Genomic DNA, 1,590 nt, shown 5'->3' with positions numbered 1-1,590 from the left:
AGATTTAGCAACCACCCTAGGACATGAAACCAGCCATGCGATAGACAACCAAGACCCAAGTATCAACACCAACCCACAGAACAACACAAGTAAAGCAGACAATGAAATCTATGCCCAAAACTATGGAGACGACTTTAGCGATTATGTTGAATTTGCCTCAGAAAACTATGGTGATGGCAACTTAGCAGATACCAACAATAACAACTTAGGCAACACACCAGCAGAAAGACAAAGAAACCAAAAGCTTGTTGACAACAACAATCAGGATTATGCAAAGATCGATAAAAGCAAGGGAGAGGACTTTTGTTCTGGCACTAATTGCTATGGTAAAGCCACTCAGAAAAGATTGAAAGAATCTACTACCAATCCAAATGTAGTTGTAATAATTACCAATAAAAAGAACACCAATAGCAATTATAGTAATTATCAAGTCCGAGAGATGCAAGATAAAAATGGCAAAGTTATTGCTTACAGTGCTTACAATCCAAACACAGGCAACAATATTTTAATGAAGCCTGAAGAGCTAAGCACATTCAAAGCATCTGTTGAAAATAATTTAGGTTACAATATTGAAAACACTCCTAATTATCAACATACAATTAGCAATGCAGCGGCAGGATTGCATGATGATGGCAAAACAGGAGGGATATTAAACTCTTGGGGGCAATACGCAAAAAGTGACGATATTATTTTTGATGTTGCAGGTGGGTTAGGTGGTAGTATTGCGCTTAGGACTTCTTCTAAGGTTGTTGGAAAGGTTGTTGGTAAAACTGATCCAAATAAATTAAAACATATATTTGGAAAACCTAGGCATAATCTCAATAATTTAATTAAAATTTATGGTTCCGAACAGAAGGCATTTAATGCTATAGAGAAGGCAACACAAAAAGTTATTAAACATAAAAATATTTCAGGTGTTTTTGAGGTTAATATAAAAATTGGAAATGATGTTATTATTGTGCGTGGGAATGCAATGAATGATGTAATAAAAATTGGAACAGTGTTTAAATGAAACAATTAAATAAACTAGAATTAGCTGTAATAAACAAAATATTAATAGGTCACAATAAATTACAAGAACAATTACATAATATCAATGTTAAAAATAGAGAAATGACAGGAGTGGGCTTTTTTACCACTTTAAATATTTCAAAGATGCCTTTAGAAGAAACAGGAAACTTTAAATTAAACAATGTATATGCTGAAATAGATGGATTGCAATATGGTGCTGGTTTTTTATTGTATATTAAAGATGGAATGCTAGATATGTTAGAAGGGTATTGTTATGAGGATAAATGGCCTAACGACTTTGAAAATTTTGAACTTAAAATAAAATGCAATACCCCTATTTTACATACAACTCTAAAATAGGAGGCAATAATAAAAATGGGACGCTACCCTTTTATCGTAAAAATATAACTTCACCCTCTCATTAAAAACAAAGCCACTATTTTTAAAACAAAAAAACCACCAAAACCCATTAAAATAACCAAATGCCAAACCCATTTGTAATATCAATTTTAACCTTAATCACAACCCTGGCAATAACTCCAACCATTGCTAATACAAACCTTAATACTCCAAACAAAA

2 protein-coding genes are annotated in these 1,590 nt (G+C 32.6%); both read left to right on the top strand.

Going from position 1 to position 1,590, the window contains the following annotated elements; genetic code table 11:
* The coding region (locus BBROOKSOX_RS10820; protein ID WP_180324017.1) for a hypothetical protein at window positions 1-1,012 on the top strand (1,012 nt) is incomplete at its 5' end.
* Window positions 1,009-1,371, top strand: a complete 363-nt coding sequence (locus BBROOKSOX_RS10815) for a hypothetical protein (RefSeq protein ID WP_139661797.1) — start codon at window positions 1,009-1,011, stop codon at window positions 1,369-1,371. The genes BBROOKSOX_RS10820 and BBROOKSOX_RS10815, both read left to right, overlap by 4 nt.
* Window positions 1,372-1,590 lie beyond the last annotated feature (219 nt).

It is taken from the genome of bacterium endosymbiont of Bathymodiolus sp. 5 South (assembly GCF_900128535.1).
Taxonomy (GTDB): domain Bacteria; phylum Pseudomonadota; class Gammaproteobacteria; order PS1; family Pseudothioglobaceae; genus Thiodubiliella.
The sequence above is the reverse complement of the archived record's forward strand: the minus strand, read 5'-3'. Positions and strand labels throughout refer to the sequence as shown.

Bases quoted from the DNA above. Each gene is read 5' to 3' on its own strand.
- BBROOKSOX_RS10815 (WP_139661797.1), top strand. From the start codon at position 1,009: ATGAAACAATTAAATAAACTAGAATTAGCTGTAATAAACAAAATATTA.